Annotated in this window: 12 protein-coding genes; 8 read left to right on the top strand and 4 right to left on the bottom strand. The window is 38.5% G+C overall.

The annotated features are described in order from the left end of the window. Positions 1 to 256: 256 nt before the first annotated feature. On the bottom strand, positions 257 to 2,230 hold the full coding sequence (locus ACTBZY_RS10710) for a YgiQ family radical SAM protein (RefSeq protein ID WP_463046332.1): 1,974 nt from the start codon (positions 2,228 to 2,230) through the stop codon (positions 257 to 259). 342 nt (positions 2,231 to 2,572) lie between these two features. Here ACTBZY_RS10710 and ACTBZY_RS10705 point away from each other — a divergent pair, with 342 nt between their 5' ends. From ACTBZY_RS10705 to ACTBZY_RS10690, 4 genes are all read left to right on the top strand, one after another. Beyond that, complete coding sequence (locus tag ACTBZY_RS10705) at positions 2,573 to 3,733, top strand: PQQ-dependent sugar dehydrogenase (RefSeq protein WP_463046331.1); 1,161 nt, start codon at positions 2,573 to 2,575, stop codon at positions 3,731 to 3,733. A 70-nt stretch (positions 3,734 to 3,803) separates the two neighbouring features. Next, positions 3,804 to 6,236, top strand: coding sequence for a DUF5686 and carboxypeptidase regulatory-like domain-containing protein (locus ACTBZY_RS10700; RefSeq protein WP_463046330.1), 2,433 nt, complete (start codon positions 3,804 to 3,806; stop codon positions 6,234 to 6,236). Positions 6,237 to 6,309: 73 nt separating this feature from the next. Further along, positions 6,310 to 7,461: a 1-deoxy-D-xylulose-5-phosphate reductoisomerase gene (locus ACTBZY_RS10695; protein ID WP_463046329.1), complete on the top strand. Its 1,152-nt coding sequence runs from the start codon at positions 6,310 to 6,312 to the stop codon at positions 7,459 to 7,461. A 39-nt stretch (positions 7,462 to 7,500) separates the two neighbouring features. After that, entirely contained in the window at positions 7,501 to 8,226 is a 726-nt protein-coding gene (locus ACTBZY_RS10690; protein WP_463046328.1) for an RluA family pseudouridine synthase, read from the top strand. A 49-nt stretch (positions 8,227 to 8,275) separates the two neighbouring features. Here ACTBZY_RS10690 and ACTBZY_RS10685 read toward each other — a convergent pair whose 3' ends face one another. Next, a complete protein-coding gene (locus tag ACTBZY_RS10685) occupies positions 8,276 to 8,443 on the bottom strand; it encodes a hypothetical protein (protein ID WP_463046327.1) in 168 nt (55 codons plus the stop codon). Positions 8,444 to 8,596: 153 nt separating this feature from the next. Then, positions 8,597 to 10,519: a glucosamine-6-phosphate deaminase gene (gene nagB, locus ACTBZY_RS10680; RefSeq protein WP_463046326.1), complete on the bottom strand. Its 1,923-nt coding sequence runs from the start codon at positions 10,517 to 10,519 to the stop codon at positions 8,597 to 8,599. 221 nt (positions 10,520 to 10,740) lie between these two features. Here nagB and ACTBZY_RS10675 point away from each other — a divergent pair, with 221 nt between their 5' ends. From ACTBZY_RS10675 to ACTBZY_RS10660, 4 genes are all read left to right on the top strand, one after another. Further along, positions 10,741 to 13,104 carry a TonB-dependent receptor gene (locus ACTBZY_RS10675; protein WP_463046325.1) on the top strand — a complete coding sequence of 788 codons (2,364 nt, stop codon included), beginning with the start codon at positions 10,741 to 10,743 and terminating at the stop codon, positions 13,102 to 13,104. Between the two features lie 4 nt (positions 13,105 to 13,108). After that, positions 13,109 to 14,014, top strand: a complete 906-nt coding sequence (locus ACTBZY_RS10670; protein ID WP_463046324.1) for a DUF4249 domain-containing protein — start codon at positions 13,109 to 13,111, stop codon at positions 14,012 to 14,014. Positions 14,015 to 14,049: 35 nt separating this feature from the next. After that, a complete protein-coding gene (locus ACTBZY_RS10665) occupies positions 14,050 to 14,892 on the top strand; it encodes a 1,4-dihydroxy-2-naphthoyl-CoA synthase (RefSeq protein ID WP_463046323.1) in 843 nt (280 codons plus the stop codon). A gap of 157 nt (positions 14,893 to 15,049) precedes the next feature. After that, positions 15,050 to 15,502, top strand: coding sequence for a cold-shock protein (locus tag ACTBZY_RS10660; protein ID WP_463046322.1), 453 nt, complete (start codon positions 15,050 to 15,052; stop codon positions 15,500 to 15,502). Positions 15,503 to 15,999: 497 nt separating this feature from the next. On the opposite strand, the gene dnaN is transcribed toward ACTBZY_RS10660, so the two are convergent. Then, a complete protein-coding gene (gene dnaN, locus ACTBZY_RS10655; RefSeq protein WP_463046321.1) occupies positions 16,000 to 17,124 on the bottom strand; it encodes a DNA polymerase III subunit beta in 1,125 nt (374 codons plus the stop codon). Between the last annotated feature and the right edge of the window lie 30 nt (positions 17,125 to 17,154).

Here is a 17,154-nt window from a genome sequence, read left to right as displayed (position 1 = left end):
TTTCGGGATTAAATCGAATTTCTGACAATTTTTGCCAAGATTACGGTATCAATTTGGCGATTTGAGCAGATTAAAGACAATCAACCAGAGAGCTTGAATAGTAACGAAGAGCTTGTTAATACAAGCATAAAGGTCGTCAATTCAAACAAGAGCATATCATTCGAGTGAAAGCGAGAACAGTCCTACATTTTCAAAAGAAACCCTTTGTAAATAACGAACCTTGTTTCGCTCGGACTAAAAGTAAACGGTGCTATATTTAAGCCCAGCCTTTCTTCTTCTTTTTAAAAGTCCTTTTTTTCTTTGGTGTAGATGCCTCCGGAGTCACAACCTTCTCTTTTTTGAGCTTAGAAGATTTCGTTTTTGAAAACTCTTTATGCTCTGCTTTAACAGGTTGCTCTATCAATTGTTTGGCTAAGTCTGGCCTACCCAACTTGGTCAACCTACTCTTTATCCAACCTTTCATATCGTTTTTCCACCAGAAGAAATACTTGTTTTGAGTAAGCTTTTCTTCTCTTGTTTTTACCGTATTTATAGGCTGCAAGGTATATGGATGTACCCCAGAATAGTAAATAACCGTAGCCACAGTCATAGGCGTAGGTGTAAAGTCTTGTACTTGTTCTAGCTTAAAACCCATGTCTTTGGTTTCTGCGGCTAGGTTTGCCATGTCTGTTTCTTCACAGCCAGGATGAGAGCTAATGAAATATGGAATAAGCGGCTGTTTCAAGCCATGTTTTTCCTGAATGGCATCATACTTCTCTTTAAACATTCTGAAGTATTTAAAAGAAGGCTTACGCATTACCTTCAGGGTATTGTCTGCGGTATGCTCAGGAGCCACCTTTAATCTGCCAGACACATGGCGTGTCACCAGCTGCTCCATGTATTCATCATGGTTGCCGTCTTGGTTGTTTTTATTAAAATTATCTACCAACAAATCGTAACGAATACCAGAACCCACAAAGGCCTTTTTCACATCTGGGTGTTCGTCTACTTTTCTATAGATTTCTGTTAATGGATTATGCGAAGTGTCAAGGTTAGAGCAAATCACGGGGTGAATACAACTAGGGGCTTGACATCTTCCACAAATGGCTTCATCCTTACCTTTCATTCGGTACATATTAGCCGAAGGCCCTCCTAAATCAGAAATGTATCCCTTAAAGTCTGGGTGTTTCACCAGTTCGTCAACCTCCTTCATGATAGACTCCTGAGAACGGGACGCAATAAACTTGCCTTGATGTGCAGAAATAGTACAAAAACTACAACCACCAAAACAACCTCGGTGCATATTAATCGAAAACTTGATCATTTCATATGCCGGAATTGGTCCTCTTTTGTTGTATTTCGGATGAGGTAATCGAGTATATGGCAAATCAAAAGACTGGTCCATTTCCTGCTCATTCATGGTTACAAACGGTGGGTTGATAACCAAGGTTTTTTCACCAATTTTTTGGGTTAATCTATTCGCCTGCCATTTGTTAGATTCCACCTCCACTAATTTGAAATTAGAGGCATACTTGATTTTATCCTTTAAGCAGTCTTCGTGGCTTGAAAGCTCAACAGTGTTCCAACCCTTATAAGATTTAACCTCCTCGGCTGTATTTTCCAAATAGGATATTTGATTGACATCCTTAATGCTTCCAAGAGGCACTCCCTTCTGCACCAACTTTAATATTTCTCTTAAGGGCTGCTCTCCCATGCCGTAAACTAACATGTCGGCACCAGAGTCCTCCAGAATACTTGGAAAAAGTCTATCGGCCCAATAGTCATAATGGGTAACCCTACGCAGTGAAGCCTCTATCCCACCTATTAAAACAGGAACGTCTGGATAGAGCTCTTTCAATATTTTCGTATAAACCGTAGTGGCATAATCTGGTCTGAAACCAGCTTCTCCACCTGGCGTATAACTGTCATCAGAACGTCTACGCTTATTGGCCGTATAGTGATTCACCATGGAATCCATACAGCCTGCGGTTACACCAAAAAAGTATTTTGGCTTACCAAATTTCTTAAAATCACGAAGGTCGTCTCGCCAGTTAGGTTGAGGTATAACAGCCACCCTAAAACCTTCACTTTCTATAATACGACCAATAACAGCTGTACCAAAAGATGGATGATCCACATAGGCATCACCAGACACCAGCACCACATCCACTTCATCCCATCCTCGCATCTCCACTTCTTTCATGGTGATAGGTAGCCAATGTGTCACAGGTCTTTCTCTTACAGTTATCATAATCCTCGAATTTTTTACAAAGTACTTGAATAATTGGCACAAATCTCTGAATTGGTGCAGTTTGTTCAATAACTCCTATTTATACTTAACAATAATAAAAGGCTTATAAACTGCATTCTATCTTCCAATTCCGCAATATAATAACCACAACAACTTCTGAACTTATAGGTTCATCTAGCTAAAAATAACTTATTTAATAAAAAGCCAAAAGCGGTTTACTTTCGTTTATATTAAGCAGAATGAAGAAAAGACTAACACCGTCAAAATAAATAAGGAACAGATTTTCAAATAGATACCGTAAATTTCAGTTAAAACATTAAATACAATTAGATAAGCCATACTATGAAAACCATATTCGTTTTAATCTCTTGCTTTCTATATTTTGCTCCTTCATGTTCAGATTCCAAACCAAAAACCATTGATGCGGAATCGAATGACGAGCTTAAAATGGTCGTAGCCTTTAGCAATCTTGAATTTCAAAGACCCGTTGACTTTCAATCACCTAAAGATGGTACCAATCGGATATTTGTAGTGGAACAAGAAGGCCTCATTTCTGTATTTGATAATAACGCCAAGGTTCGTGAAAAATCTATTTTCCTTGATATCAAATCAAAAGTTGACGACAATGACAACGAAGAAGGCTTATTAGGATTAGCCTTTCATCCAAATTATAAAAGTAATGGCTTCTTCTATGTCAATTACACCGTAGGAACCAGCGAGACCTATATCTCTAGATTCTCTGTAGACCCATCTAATCCTAACAAGGCCAAGCCTGAAAGCGAATTAGTCATTCTTAAATATGACCAACCTTATGGAAACCATAATGGCGGACAAGTCGCTTTTGGACCTGATGGATTCTTATATATTTCAGTAGGTGATGGTGGTTCTGGTGGCGACCCAAAAGGGAATGGACAAAATGCCGGAACACTACTTGGTTCTATTTTGAGAATTGACGTTGATAAAACCGAAAACGGAAAAAGCTATGGCATTCCCTTAGACAACCCATTTGTAAATAGTGCCACCAAAAGAAAAGAGATTTTTGCTTACGGCTTAAGAAATCCATGGCGTATGAGTTTTGATGCTAAAAATGGACGACTATGGTGTGCTGATGTAGGACAAAACGCCTACGAAGAGGTAGACATTATTACAAAAGGCGGAAACTATGGTTGGAATGAAATGGAAGGCTTGCACACGTACAAATCGGGCAGCAACTCTTCTGATTATATCGCTCCAGTATTAGAAATAGCACAAAGCACGGGTGACAAATCTATCACTGGAGGCTTTGTTTACAGAGGCACACTCCTTCCATCTTTAGTGGGTAAATACATTTTTGCTGATTATGTTTCTGGCAGAATTTACGCATTATCAGAAAATGCCGATGGTTCTTTCAGCAATGAAATTTTGATTGACCAGTATCAAAATATTTCCGCTTTTGGCGTTGATAAGGATAACGAACTTTTCATCTGTGCCTTCGATGGCAAGATTTATAAACTTCAAGAATAAGCCTTTAAATCTTTTTAAGAACTTGTTACGATAAAATGCCCTTATTTTGTGGTTCAATAAACTCATTTAAATGAGGGCATTTTTATTCTTTCTATTATTCCTTACTGTATTTGGCCTGCGGGCTCAAACCTTTTTTAAGCTTAGAGGTTACATTTATTCCGAAGAGAACCTGCCCTTACCAGGAGCCAATATCCGTGTTTATAATTCTCAAACCGGAACACAAACAAACGACGAAGGTCAATTTGAAGTTAATCTAGAGCAAGGCTTAAACCGCCTTGGTATCACCTATATTGGTTACACCAGCCAATTCTTGGAATTGGTCGTTGATGGTGATCTAGTTAAAAACATCTTTTTACAGCCAGATACCGCCATGCTTTCTGAGGTGGTAGTGAACGTAAAAAAGAAGGACTTTAGTTATGAGGTTATCAGAAAAGTTATTGAACATAAAGATAGCTTTCTAAATCAATACCAAAACTACAGATGTAAGACCTACATTAAAGCTCTAGAAAATATAGAATACCTAAATCCTCAAAAGCAAAGAAAAGATAAAGACGACCCTTTCTCTAGCCTAGATAGCCTCCCAAAACAAAGTTATTTTGAAGCGAATGTTGAAAAGTTTGTGGCTTTACCCAATAAACTCAAAGAAGAAAGAACTGCCGTTAAAAAAATAGGCGAACAGGAAACCATATTTTTCACTTCTACGTCGGATGGCGAGTTTGACCTCTATCAAAATCTACAACAAATTAAGAAACTAAGTGAAAACGCCTTTGTATCGCCTATTAGCCCCTTGGGTTTTGCGAGTTACAAATATCGGATGGTAGATTCGTATTACGAAAATGGTCAACTGGTTTATAAAATCTCCATTAAACCCAAACAAACCGGTAATGCTCTATATGAAGGGGAAATAGAAGTTTACGACCGTTTATGGTGCCTTAAAAGTGTCGACTTAAAACTTTCCAAAAAATCGCTCATTATCTATGACGACTTTTCTTTTAAACAGACCTATGAAAAAGTTCAAGATAAATGGATAATAAGTAACCAAAGTTTTACGTGGAACCTTAAAGAAGCAGGGAAAATCAAGACCGGAAACACCTTGGTGAGTCAGTCAGACTTTGTTTTTGACAGTACCTATTCCAAAAACTTTTTTGGCCCAGAAATAGCCAAAACTACCGAACTGGCTTATAAAAGAGATTCTACATTCTGGGACAGTATAAGGCCTGAGCCCCTCTCCAAAAAGGAACATGAAATAGTTAGGAAGCAGGAGGCTCTCGAAATAAAACTTAACTCTAAAGAATATCTCGATTCAATTGACGCCGTATATAATAAAATTACCTTTCTAAAGATTGCTTGGAATGGTTTTGGACACATTAATAGAGCCAAAAAAACCAATTGGGAATACGGTTCCATTCCTTCATTAATAAATCCCTTAGCCATAGGCGGCTGGAGGATACAGTATAACCTAAACTTTTATAAGAAGTTTGAAAATAGACAAAGGCTAACCATAACACCTTACCTTAATTATGGTTTTCTGAACCAAGATCTTAGAGGTCAGATTTCTGTGGACTACTTATATAATCCCGTTAAACAATCCAGCATTTTTATAAGTGTAGGTCAAGGCTTTGATGTTATAAACGGAAACGCCACAATTTCTGACATCATCAAAAGAAACAATTTTTACATCAAAACGGGTCTCAACGTTCGGCACCGAACCGAATTATTTAATGGCTTTTATCTCCAAACAAATTTAGAATTTAATAAAAGGGAGGACTTCGGTGATTTTATGTTTTCCAAGCTCGGTGATGAACTCTTTAATAATAACACTCCTGCGGTGTTCCCTAATAGTAAAATACTTAAAACGAATATTAGAATAGACTACACCCCAAAACAGCTCTACATCTCTGAACCTAACGAAAAAATAGTTCTTGGCTCCAAGTTTCCAACCTTTAGCTTTAGATATAATAGGGCTTTTCAGCTCGACAACCAGCTAAAGCAAGCCTTTACCAATATAGAATTTAATATTTCTCAATATTTCAATGTTGGCATTTTAGGCACGTCAGAATACCGAATAGGCATTGGTAGGTTTTTAGACACCACCAAAGTGGCTCCCATGGACTATCAATACCAAAGAGGTGGAGATCCTATCTGGTTTTCACCGAGTATGTATAGCTATCAGTTAATTCCGAATACCTTCTCCACATTTAAATGGTTTTTTGAATCTCATTATGAACACCAATTCAATGGCTTTCTGATGAGTAAAATCCCTTTGCTAAATAAATCTGGAATAAATACGCTAGCGGGTGCAGGACTCCTATATGTGCCAGACCAAAACTACCAATATAGCGAATTCTATGCTGGCCTAAACAGGGTTTTTAAATTAGGCCGATCCAGATTTAGACTCGGTGCTTATTATGTTACCTCACAATCAAATCAGTTTGGCTTTAGAAGTGGGTTCAAATTCTCCTTAGAGCCCTATAACAGAGAAAAGAACACTTGGAGTTTCTGATAAAAACACTCAAAAAGCAAGTCTTACGTTTAATCCCTATTTTTTTTAGACCTTTGCGGTCAAATCCTTTTGCATGCAAAAAAGAAATATTGCTATTCTTGGTTCTACGGGTTCTATCGGCACTCAGGCTCTTGAGGTTATAGAAGCTCACTCCGATCTATTTCAGGTTGAAGTACTCACCGCCCAAAATAACGCCGAATTACTCATTCAGCAAGCTGTCAAATTCAAACCCAATGTGGTAGTTATTGGCAATGAAATGCTCTATGATAAAGTATCTGCTGCCCTAGACCCATTAGATATTAAAGTATATGCGGGCGACAACGCCTTAGGAGCTGTCGTGGAGTCTGACGAAGTACATATGGTACTTACTGCCTTAGTGGGTTATGCTGGACTTCTTCCAACGATAAGGGCCATAAAAGCTAAAAAGCATATTGCTCTTGCAAATAAAGAAACCCTTGTGGTGGCTGGGGAGCTGATCACCAAATTAGCTATTGAAAATCGTGTAGAGATATTGCCCGTAGACTCTGAGCATTCTGCCATTTTTCAATGCCTTGTTGGAGAAAACTTAAACCCCATTGAAAAAATAGTACTAACTGCTTCTGGTGGACCTTTTAGAGGAAAAGACCGAGCTTTTTTAGAAACTGTTACAAAAGAGCAAGCCCTCAAACACCCCAACTGGGAAATGGGAGCCAAAATCACGATTGACTCGGCTTCCTTAATGAATAAGGGTTTAGAAGTTATTGAAGCCAAATGGCTTTTTGATTTAAAACCTGAACAGATAGAAGTCATAGTACATCCGCAAAGTATTATTCACTCCTTGGTGCAGTTTGAAGACGGAAGTATGAAAGCCCAATTGGGCCTACCAGACATGAAACTCCCTATTCAATATGCCATTGGTTTTCCACAGCGATTAAAATCTGATTTTCCAAGGTTTAATTTTATAGACTATCCCAACCTTACCTTTGAAAAACCTGACTTAGAAACATTTAGGAATCTTGGATTTGCGTTTTCGGCATTAAATAAAGGCGGCAATATGGCCTGTATAGTGAACGCAGCCAACGAAATTGCTGTTGATGCTTTTCTAAAAGATAAGATTGGTTTTCTCCAAATGTCTGATTTGATTGAAAACTGTATGCAAAATGTTGATTTTGTGAAGCTTCCAACTTTGGAAGACTATATTGAAACAGATAAGCAGACCAGAATTAAGGCTTTGGAACTATTGTAAATACAAAATACACCTTCGTTAAACCGACGGTGCACAGATATGAAAAAACCATTTAGAGTAATATACGAAGACAATCACCTGATAATAGTCAATAAAAGAGCTGGCGTGATTGTCCATGGGGATAAAACTGGTGACAAGACGCTTGAAGAGTACGTCAAAGAATATATCAAAGAGACATATAATAAGCCTGGTGCCGTTTATTTAGGCACGGTGCACAGGTTAGATAGACCCGTGAGTGGTTTAATTATTTTCGCAAGAACCTCTAAGGCACTGGAAAGGATGAACGAACTTTTCCGTAAAAGACATATTCAGAAAACATACTGGGCCATTACTAGAAATAAACCACGCATTCCAAAAGGCAAACTGATTCACTGGCTGGTAAAGGATCAAGACAGAAACATCGTTACAGCCCATGATGAGGAGGTGCCCAATAGTAAAAAAGCCGAACTAAACTACAGGTATGTAGGTACGCTTAATAAACATCATTTGATTGAGGTAGAGCCTATCACTGGTAGGTCACATCAGATTCGTGTACAACTAGCCAGCATGGGCTGTCCAATACGGGGCGACTTGAAATACGGTTATCCAAAACCAAACCTAGACGCTTCTATTAACCTTCACTCCAGAAGGGTTTATTTCATTCATCCAACGAAAAAAGAGCCTGTTCTTTGTAAAGCTCCGCTTCCAGAAAACGCTTTTTGGGAAGAGTTTCTTGAATTAGAAACTGAGGAAATAAAAGACGAAACAATGAAATTCCTTCATTAAGGAAGAACTACCTGAACTTCATAAATACTTCTTGACAATTAAGAGGTATTTATACTTCAGTAAGGTTAGCCTGCTTTTCAAAAATATCGGCATTGGCTTGATTAAAGGTTTTTTTCATGCCTTCATAAGCTCCGGCTAAAATGCCCATCGGTAAGAGTAATGGCATAAAAATTAGCCATTGCACAACCATAAACAGATTGATGTTTCTTTTTTTCATATCGGTTATTGCACGTTAGTACTTTAGGTGGTCGGGTTAGACATATACTTAACGCAAAAATTCTTAGGTTTATTATAAAAAAATGCCTTTAAGTACAATTTTTTACTAACCTAAGAATTTTATTTTACGGCAACAATTAAATGCTCAAATTATTTAGAAATGATACCGCACAAAAGCTTCCATGGCTTCATACTCTGCTAAGCCAAGAGCATTATAAAGTTTTGCTGTACCTTGGTTTCTCTCCTCTGCTCTTTGCCAAAATTCTCTAGAATCTGAACCTTGAAAAACCACGCCATCCTTTTGAGACTGGTGCTTAAAAATACCCATACGTTTCTGCATAACCTGATGCGGGCTCATTGGAACGGCCATTTCAATTTCATGAATATCCCACTCAGCCCAAGCTCCTCTATATAGCCAAACCCAGCAGTCTTTCATGTAATTTTTATGCCTCAGCTCTTTTAAAGACTCAAAAATGGCGTCTAGGCACACCTTATGAGTACCATGCGGATCTGCCAAGTCTCCTGCGGCATAAATCTGATGCGGTTTAATTTCTTCAATGACCGTTGAAACGACTTTAATATCTGCCTTGCCCAATGGATTTTTCTGAACTCTTCCTGTTTCGTAAAATGGCATATCCAAGAAATGTATATTCTCGGGAGGGATTCCTACAAACCTACAAGTAGCCTTAGCTTCTCCTTTTCTAATTATACCTTTTACTAATCTTACAGTATCACTATCAAGCTCACTGTCCTTTTTGTTGTTAAGGAAGTCTAGGGCTTCTTTGTACACGTTTAAAGTTTGTTCATTTTCTACTTTAAAGTTTTCGTTATAGTCCACCACAAACTCGATAAAGCGAAGTGCCTCTTCATCGGAAACAGCAATATTCCCCGAGGTTTGATAAGCCACATGTACATCATGCCCTTGGTCTACCAACCTGTGAAAGGTTCCTCCCATAGATATGATATCATCATCTGGGTGCGGACTAAAGATCAAACATCTTTTTCTCTCTGGCTGAGCCCTTTCTGGTCTATGCGTATCATCTGCTTTCGGTTTTCCACCTGGCCAACCCGTAATGGTTCTTTGCAGCTGATTAAAAATATCTATGTTTATGTCGTAGGCATTACCTGCTGATGCCAATAAGTCACTTAAGCCATTATCGTTATAATCCTCATTGGTCAGCTTAAGAACAGACTTGTTTAAGCTTATAGAAAGACTTGTTACAGCTTTTTTAGTCATGCTGTTGGTCCATTCTACATCTTCTACCATCCAAGGTGTTTTCATTCTCTTAAGACCAGATGCCGCCGCTTCGTCTATCACAAAAAGGGCGTTAGGGTGCTTTTGAAGATAAGAGGAAGGATTTTGGGCAGAAACGGTACCCTCAACAGCGTTACAGATCATAGGGGCTTTTCTTTCTCCCCAGGCTAGTAAAACGATTCTTTTGGCTTGAAGTATTTTGGCCACACCTAGCGTTATGGCTTTCTTAGGCACCTTTGTTAGTTCTCCACCAAAATCTGATTTTGCAGCCGCTCTGGTCGACTGGTCTAACATCATTAACCTGGTTTTGGTATTCTCTAAAGAGCCTGGCTCATTAAAACCAATGTGTCCATTTCCCCCAATTCCCAAAAGTTGAAAATCTAGACCACCGGCCTCTTTAATTTTCTTTTCGTATTCCTGACAATGAGCTGCCAAAAGGCTTGGTGGTACTGTTCCATCCGGAATGTGAAAGTTACCTTCCTGAATATCCACATGGTCAAACAACTGCTCTTTCATAAACCTCCAATAGCTCTGAACAGCATCAGGATGCATTGGATAGTATTCGTCAAGGTTAAAACTGATGACATTTTTGAAGCTAAGCCCTTCCTCTTTATGCATTCTAATTAATTCTGCATAAACAGTTTTAGGAGAAGATCCTGTAGCCAAACCTAAAACAGCCATGTTACCAGCCTTGGTTTTAGATTTAATTATGTCGGCTATTTCATTTGCAACAGCTTTTGAGGCCTCCTCAGAACTTTGGAAAATCCTAGTTGGCACCTTCTCGTAGGCTATTGGCTCACGTATAATTTGGGTTTCTTGCATTTTTTTATTGGGTGTAAACTAGACAAATATAATATTAAATAAATTGCCTATTGAAATAATATATATTAAATTATTTTAATTAATGGGATTCCTCAACCGTTTATAATACAAAATAGCCTTATTAAAAACTCTTTATGCCAATAAGCACTAAAACCATAACAAACCATCCTATAGACCCTTATCTTTGCGTGACATTGAAAAAAATACGGCATCAACATAAAATGAAGATAAACAATTACTCGATTCTTATCCTTTTATTGTTTCCCTTTTTCTCTTTTTCTCAAGAGAGCAGTAGCCTTAGCGGATATATAAGAGATGGCGAAAACGGCGAAGGAATGATAGGTCTTTCGGTATACGTTAACGAATTAAAAACAGGCACTCAAACAAATGCATATGGTTTTTACTCCCTAACACTTCCTAAAGGAAACTACACCTTAACATTGACCTATATAGGTTATGAAACCTTAGTTAAAAGAATCAACCTCTCCGAAAACCAGAAACTTAATCTAGAAATAAACCCTACAAGTTCTTCCTTAGAAGAAGTGGTGGTTAAAGGTCAAAGAGAAGACGAAAACGTCACCAGCATTGAAATGTCTGTCAATAAGGTGGAAATGAAAACCATTAAAAAGATGCCTGCTTTTCTAGGCGAAGTAGACATTATAAGAAGCATTCAGTTTCTACCTGGCGTAAGTACTGTAGGCGAAGGTGCTTCTGGTTTTAATGTAAGAGGTGGCGGGATTGACCAAAACTTGGTGCTACTAGACGAAGCCCCAGTTTATAACTCTTCTCACCTATTTGGATTTCTCTCTGTTTTCAATCCCGACGCTGTAAAAGATGTGAAACTGATAAAGGGCGGAATTCCTGCCAATTATGGAGGACGAATATCATCTATTCTCGACGTAAGAATGAAGGAGGGAAATTCTAAAAAACCGGAATTTAACGGCGGCATTGGCACCATCTTTTCAAGATTTGCCTATGAAAGTCCTTTTCTCAAAGAAAAGGGTTCCTTTATCGTGGCTTTGAGAAGATCCTATATTGACGTTCTGGCAAAACCCTTTCTTAATAAGGACCTCAGAGACTCCAAGTTCTATTTCTATGACTTCACCGCTAAGGGTAATTATAAAATTAACGACAAAAACACGGTCTTCCTAAGTGGATATTTAGGACGAGATGTGTTCGGAGCCGACTTTGGTTTTAACTGGGGAAACACCACCACCTCATTGCGATGGAATCATATATTTAACGAAAAACTATTTCTAAACACGACCGTTTTCTATAGCAATTACAACTACTTGCTGGATACCGACTTGAGCAACAAAGACGACCAAGATTCTTTCAGATGGGACTCTAACGTAGAAAATTATAGTATTAAACCCGACTTTCAATATTTCTTAAACCCTAATAATACCCTTTCTTTTGGAGGACAAAGCATCTACTACAGATTTAACCCTGGTCAGGCCGAGGCGGTTTCTGGTGGAGAAAGCATCAGCATCGGTTTACCAGATAAGTACGCCGTAGAGTCTGCCCTATATCTGGCGAATGAGCAAAGGATTACCAATCGATTATCTGTACAATACGGTATTAGATATTCTGATTATCGCTATATAGGTAAAGGCAATAAAGTCATTCTAAATGACGTAGGTGTAGCACCTGGTGAGCGTAAAAACGTAGAGGCTATTGTCACTGTGCCAAAAGGTGAGGTCATTCAGCAGTACGGCAATTGGGAGCCAAGAATCTCTGCTAACATCGGCTTAGGCTCCAAAAACTCTATTAAAGTAAGCTATAATCACATGGCTCAATATGTTCACCTCTTGTCCAACACCACGGCTTCTTCTCCTTTAGATGTTTGGACGCCGAGTAGCAATAACATAAAGCCGCAAATTGCCGACCAAGTAGCCTTGGGATATTTCCAAAATTTTAATAATAATATTTTTGAAGCGTCTGTTGAGGTATACTATAAAAAACTTCAGAATCAGGTTGATTACGTTAGAAATGCCGATTTGTTCTTAAACCCTGCCGTTGAAGCCGACCTTCTTAACGGAAAAGGGAGAGCTTACGGTGCCGAATTTTTCCTTAAGAAGAATAAAGGGATTTTTAATGGCTGGATCAGTTATACCTTGGCAAGGACAGAAAGACTTGTAGAAGGTCTAAATAACGACAATTGGTTTCCTGCAAGAATAGACAAAACGCATAACCTTTCTCTTGTTGGAATCTACGACAAAGGCAATAAATGGACCTTCTCTACAACTTTCAATTTTTCTTCAGGCACACCCGCATCTTTCCCTACCAATAAATACGTTTGGCAAGGAATAGCTCTACCACATAACCCTTACGACACCAGAAACTCTTACCGCATACCCGCTTCTCACAGGTTAGATCTTGCTGCTACAAAAAAGAACAAACATGCTTTCTTTAAAAAGGGAGAAAGCGAATGGGTATTCTCCATATATAACGTTTATAACCGCAGAAATCCTTTTTCTGTATATGTGAGACAAAACGAAGATAACCTTCAAATGACAGAGGCTGTCAAATATTCCGTTTTTGCCTCTATCCTACCTGCGGTAACCTACAACTTCAAATTTTAGTCCTATGAAAAAGATAACAATATTTGGCTTTCTACTCACCATTTCTTCTGTTGCCATATTCTCTTGCGAAGACGTGGTAAACATAGACATTCAGGAAGGCGTAGACCAACTGGTAGTGGATGGTTGGTTAACTAATAAAGATGAAGACCAACGCATCAAACTAAGCCTCTCTCAAGGTTATTTTGACAACGCTCCTGTGAGGGGCGTAACGGGTGCTGAAGTCATTATTTGGGAAGAAGACAGCACCGCACACCCATTTACAGAATTAGAAAATGGAGAGTACATTCTCCTGAAAGAAAATGCCAAGTTTCTGAAAGAAGATGGCCAGTATGTTTTATACATAAAATATGAGAACGAAGAATATGCTGCACTTTCTAAACTAAAACGTGTGCCCGCTATAGACTCTATCGCCTATGAATCTTTCTCCTTCCCTATTGAACCTACGGATGGCTCTAAAAAAGACGGTTATCTTGCTCAATTTTATGCCAAAGACCTTATTGGGCCAGATGACACCTATTGGATAAGGACAATCAAAAACGATGTGTTATTAAACAAACCCTCTCAAATATCATTGGCTTATGACGCTGGTTTTTCTCCCGGCTCTAAATCTGACGGTATTCTTTTTATTTTGCCTTTGAGATCTTCTATAAACGATGGTCTTTATCAACATAACGACAAAATAAAAGTGGAACTTTGGAGTATAACCCCTGACGCCTACTTATACCTTCAGCAGGTAAGGCAAGAGTCTGGCAACGGTGGTATTTTTGCTACACCTCCAGCAAATATCCCAACTAACGTTTTTAATCTAAATGCCAATTCCAATAAAAAGGCTCTCGGTTTCTTTGGTATATCCGCTGTGAGCGAACTTTCTACCATTTTGGATAGCACTTTAGCTCGTCCAGCACAATAATAATATTAAATTTAAGCTCAAAAAACAGGAACATTATGCCAAGCCCACAGTGGACTATCGCCAAAGAATACGAAGACATCACCTATAAAAAGGCTAATGGAGTAGCACGAATAGCCTTCAATAGACCAGAAGTGCGTAACGCATTTAGACCTAAAACTGTTTTTGAACTTATAGATGCCTTTGAAGACGCCAGAAACGATGGAAATATTGGTGTGGTTTTGCTATCTGGCGAAGGTCCATCATCCAAAGACGGTGGCTGGGCATTCTGTAGTGGCGGGGACCAAAACGCAAGAGGAAAAGACGGTTATAAAGATGAGGTAGGCGTAGGAAGGTTAAACATATTAGATGTTCAGAGACAAATACGTTTCATGAGCAAACCTGTTATCTGTGTGGTTCCTGGTTGGGCTGTTGGTGGAGGGCATAGCCTTCACGTAGTTTGTGATCTTTCTCTCGCCAGTAAGGAGCATGCCATTTTTAAACAAACAGACGCCAATGTTGCTTCCTATGACGCCGGCTTTGGTTCTGCTTATTTAGCCAGACAGGTAGGACAAAAAAGAGCACGCGAGATATTCTTTTTAGGGAGAAACTACGATGCCCAAGAAGCTTTTGATATGGGTATGGTTAATGCTGTAATTCCTCATGAAGAGCTGGAGGACACGGCCTTTCAGTGGGCACAAGAAATTTTAGAGAAGAGTCCAATGGCCATCAGAATGCTTAAGTACTCTTTTAATATGATTGACGATGGACTGATAGGTCAGCAAATTTTTGCTGGAGAAGCCACCCGTCTAGGATATATGACAGATGAAGCCAGAGAAGGCAGAGATGCGTTTTTAGAAAAAAGGAAACCCGATTTTGACCAATTTCCAAAGTACTCTTAATTGTATATATTAAATTCGGCTTCCAATACGTTAATATTAACTTACTATCTCATTGAGTAAAGGTTTTTTTAGAATACCTTTGTGCATTCCGCTTCTTTTTTGTATAATATTGGTGTGCAGCTAGAGGTTGTATTTATTGTTTAATTTAAATTAGAATATGGGTAGGTCGCAAGAAACATTCAGTAAAAAAGAAGTACGAAACAAAAAAGAGAAAAGAAAGAAAGACAAGGCGGAAAAACGACTTGCTAGGAAGGATATTGACAAATCTGGAAAGTTAGAAGACATGATTGCCTATGTGGATGAGTTTGGAAACATTACCAACACTCCGCCAGATCCTACTAGAGTAAAAGAGGAAATAGACGCAGACGATATAGAAATTGGAATACCAAAGAGAGAGGATGGACCACCTGAAGATATAGAGAGAAAAGGTACAGTAAGCTTCTATAACGACTCTAAAGGTTACGGTTTTATTAAAGATGTGGTAAGCCAAGACAGTATTTTCGTTCACGTGAATAATACACTTGATGAAATTAGCGAAGGAGACAAAGTTATCTTTGAAATAGAAATGGGCCCCAAAGGACCTACAGCCGTAAGGGTGAAAGTTGTTTAATAAGGATTTACCTCCCGTTTTAATAAGAAAGCTTTGTCAAATTGACGAAGCTTTTTTTATGCTTTAGGGTATACATTCTCCCCGAAAAAATATCCCTGATATCTAACGCTCTTGTATTACTTATTTTAAATTTTACCTGGCCTAATACTATAAACGCAATAGAAATTTGTGTACTAGCCTTCCCTGAATTCAACCCGTTTTATGCTTTGGAGAATCGTAATAAGTTTTAAAGTGGAATAAATCAGACATTTAAACGAGATTAGCATAGCAGTTTACCCTGAGCATTTGGTCGAAGGGTTCTGGTGATTGAGTTTAAATGGGTTTGCGAACTGATTTGAGTTACCCTGAGCTTGCCGATGGGAAGCAATTTAGCTTCAGTCCCGATAAAATCGGGAGATTTCCTAATGAATAAAGCGGTCTATATTGATATCTTCTAAAAACGCAAAAAGCCCGACTTTCGCCAGGCTCTTTTTTCATAGAAAACGGGTAAGTATCTATTATGAGTACGAATTAAGCATTACTGGCATTACCAATAATAGCATATCTTCATTCTCTTCTTTATCTTCAGGAACTATCAGCCCAGCCCTGTTTGGCTGAGACATTTCTAGCGTTAAATTATCTGTATTTAAATTGCTTAACATTTCTACCAGAAATTTTGCGTTAAAGCCAATTTCCATATCTTCTCCAGTATACTCACAAACTAGCTTCTCGGTGGCCTCGTTAGAATAATCTAAGTCCTCGGCAGAAATCTCAAGCTCGTTTCCTGTCACTTTAAGCCTTATCTGGTGCGTTGTTTTATTAGAATAGATAGATATCCTCTTCAAAGTACTTAGCAACTCCGCTCTGCCAATCTTCATGTGATTAGGATTGTTTTGCGGAATTACATTCTCATAGTCTGGATAACGCTCGTCTATTAAACGACAAATCATTTTTATGTTTCCAAAGCTAAAAAATGCATTAGAGTTACTAAACTCTGCCTTCACAGGAACAACGCCACTTGGTAAACTTGACTTTAAAAGTGTTAAAGCCTTACGCGGCAAAATCATGGAAGTCGTATTTTCAGACTTCACATCTTCTCTTCTATATCTTATAAGTCTATGACCATCTGTAGCTACAAATGTAGTATGTTCTGAACCCACCTGAATAAAAACACCCGTCATGGCTGGTCTTAAATCATCCGTGCTTGTCGCAAAAATAGTATTTGAAATAGCAGCACCCAAAACATTAGAATCTAACTCTATGCTGAAATTTCTGTTTACTTCTGGAGCACGAGGAAAATCCATTGGATTCTCTCCGGCCAGTTTAAACCTACCATTTGAGGTTACTAGCTCTATACCAAAACTATCTTGATCCACATTTACAGTAACTGGCTGCTCAGGTAAACTACGCAGTGTTTCCATCAACAACTTTGCTGGAACTGCAATAGAACCTTTATCAGAAGATTCTACCTGTGCTTCAGTCATCATAACTGTTTGCATATCAGAAGCTGTAATGGTAAGGTTACCTTCATCTAGCTCTAATAGGAAATTTTCTAAAATCGGAACTATTGGGTTACTGGCAATAACACCACTTATAGTCGCCAAGTGCTTCAATAATTCAGAAGAAGAAACAACAAACTTCATATTTGAATCTCTGTTTTATATGGGTTTTAA

The sequence above is a fragment of the Arcticibacterium sp. genome, assembly GCF_055134445.1.
Note: the sequence above shows the minus strand (reverse complement) of the source record. Positions and strands in the feature narration are given on the sequence as shown.

Excerpts from the sequence above, each read along its gene's own strand:
- ACTBZY_RS10705 (WP_463046331.1), top strand. The coding sequence starts at position 2,573 with ATGAAAACCATATTCGTTTTAATCTCTTGCTTTCTATATTTTGCTCCT.
- ACTBZY_RS10670 (WP_463046324.1), top strand. The coding sequence starts at position 13,109 with ATGAAAAAGATAACAATATTTGGCTTTCTACTCACCATTTCTTCTGTT.
- ACTBZY_RS10700 (WP_463046330.1), top strand. The coding sequence starts at position 3,804 with ATGAGGGCATTTTTATTCTTTCTATTATTCCTTACTGTATTTGGCCTG.
- ACTBZY_RS10675 (WP_463046325.1), top strand. The coding sequence starts at position 10,741 with ATGAAGATAAACAATTACTCGATTCTTATCCTTTTATTGTTTCCCTTT.
- ACTBZY_RS10690 (WP_463046328.1), top strand. The coding sequence starts at position 7,501 with ATGAAAAAACCATTTAGAGTAATATACGAAGACAATCACCTGATAATA.
- ACTBZY_RS10710 (WP_463046332.1), bottom strand. The coding sequence starts at position 2,230 with ATGATAACTGTAAGAGAAAGACCTGTGACACATTGGCTACCTATCACC.
- nagB (WP_463046326.1), bottom strand. The coding sequence starts at position 10,519 with ATGCAAGAAACCCAAATTATACGTGAGCCAATAGCCTACGAGAAGGTG.
- dnaN (WP_463046321.1), bottom strand. The coding sequence starts at position 17,124 with ATGAAGTTTGTTGTTTCTTCTTCTGAATTATTGAAGCACTTGGCGACT.
- ACTBZY_RS10665 (WP_463046323.1), top strand. The coding sequence starts at position 14,050 with ATGCCAAGCCCACAGTGGACTATCGCCAAAGAATACGAAGACATCACC.
- ACTBZY_RS10685 (WP_463046327.1), bottom strand. The coding sequence starts at position 8,443 with ATGAAAAAAAGAAACATCAATCTGTTTATGGTTGTGCAATGGCTAATT.
- ACTBZY_RS10660 (WP_463046322.1), top strand. The coding sequence starts at position 15,050 with ATGGGTAGGTCGCAAGAAACATTCAGTAAAAAAGAAGTACGAAACAAA.
- ACTBZY_RS10695 (WP_463046329.1), top strand. The coding sequence starts at position 6,310 with ATGCAAAAAAGAAATATTGCTATTCTTGGTTCTACGGGTTCTATCGGC.